Origin of the sequence: Pseudomonas lundensis, assembly GCF_001042985.1 — a bacterium.
Lineage (GTDB): Bacteria > Pseudomonadota > Gammaproteobacteria > Pseudomonadales > Pseudomonadaceae > Aquipseudomonas > Aquipseudomonas lundensis.
In genome coordinates, this window is sequence record NZ_JYKY01000076.1 from 1 (window position 1) to 1,182 (window position 1,182).

At 55.3% G+C, this 1,182-nt stretch carries 1 protein-coding gene; it reads right to left on the minus strand.

Annotated elements, in window-relative coordinates:
* Positions 1-10: 10 nt before the first annotated feature.
* Positions 11-1,102 (minus strand): IS630 family transposase, encoded by a 1,092-nt coding sequence (locus TU74_RS22920; protein WP_048377756.1) that lies wholly within the window; start codon positions 1,100-1,102, stop codon positions 11-13.
* Positions 1,103-1,182 lie beyond the last annotated feature (80 nt).

Genomic DNA, 1,182 nt, shown 5'->3' on the forward strand with positions numbered 1-1,182 from the left:
TCCTGAGCGGTTAATTCAAAAATCTATTTTTAATCGCACCCAGCTTTGCTTTATGCACCGAGCTGATGATGGTTTCAGCCGTTTTGTTCCACTTGAATGGTTTTGCTGAGTGCTCATTGTGGGCTTCGATGAATTGACGAATGCCCGTTTTCAGCTCCGCGACGCTGGTAAAAACACCCCGGTACAGGGCTCGCCGCTCCAGTTGAGCGAACCAGCCTTCCACGGCGTTCAGCCAGGAGGCGCTGGTCGGCGTGAAGTGCAGTTTGAAGCGTGGATGCTTCTCCAACCACTGCTTGATCACGGGAGTCTTGTGAGTCGAGCTGTTGTCCAGGATCACATGCAGATCCAGTTCGGCCGGTGTGCTGCGGTTGATCTGTTGCAGGAAAGCCAAAAACTCCTTGGCCCGATGACGCTGGGTAATCCGCCCGATCACCTTGCCCGTCAAAATGTCAAAAGCCGCGTACAGACTCGCCGTCCCGTGGCGTTTGTAATCGTGGGTTCGACGCTCGATCTGCCCCGGACGTAGCGGCAACATCGGCTGTGTGCGATCCAGTGCCTGGATCTGGGTTTTCTCGTCAACCGACAGCACCAGCGCGTTATCCGGCGGGTTCAGGTAGAGCCCGACCACATCGACCACCTTGTCGGCAAAGAGAGGATCGTTACTGATTTTGAACGTCTTCAGCCGGTGCGGCTTGAGGTCGGAAGCGGCCCAGACTTGTCGAACCTGCCACGTGCTGACCTGCGCATATTTGGCCATCAGGCGAACACTCCAGTGTGTTGCCTCATGAGGGACACGCTGAGTTGTTAACGTCAGGATGTCGTTGAATTTTGCAGCACTGAGCTTGCGTGGCTGACCGCTACGCGGCAAATCGTTCAATCCCTCAAGCCCTGCCTCCTGATAGCGCTTGCGCCATTTAAAGATCACGGATGCCGATACTTGCATCTGCTCAGCGACGGTATTGGGTGTGAGCCCATCCGCCAAGAGAAGCAATATTCTGGCGCGTTGTGCGAGGTTCTGCGCCAATGACCCCATCCGCAACCAGCTTTGCAGGGTGACGAGGTCGGAAGGCGTTAAAGCAAAGGGAGCAGCGGGACGGGCCATTTGTACAATCAGTCCATGACGTTGGGTCATCACTTTACCGTCGCCTTGATGGATAGTCGAACTAACCGCTCAGGACACTA

Excerpts from the sequence above, each read along its gene's own strand:
- TU74_RS22920 (WP_048377756.1), bottom strand. The coding sequence starts at position 1,102 with ATGGCCCGTCCCGCTGCTCCCTTTGCTTTAACGCCTTCCGACCTCGTC.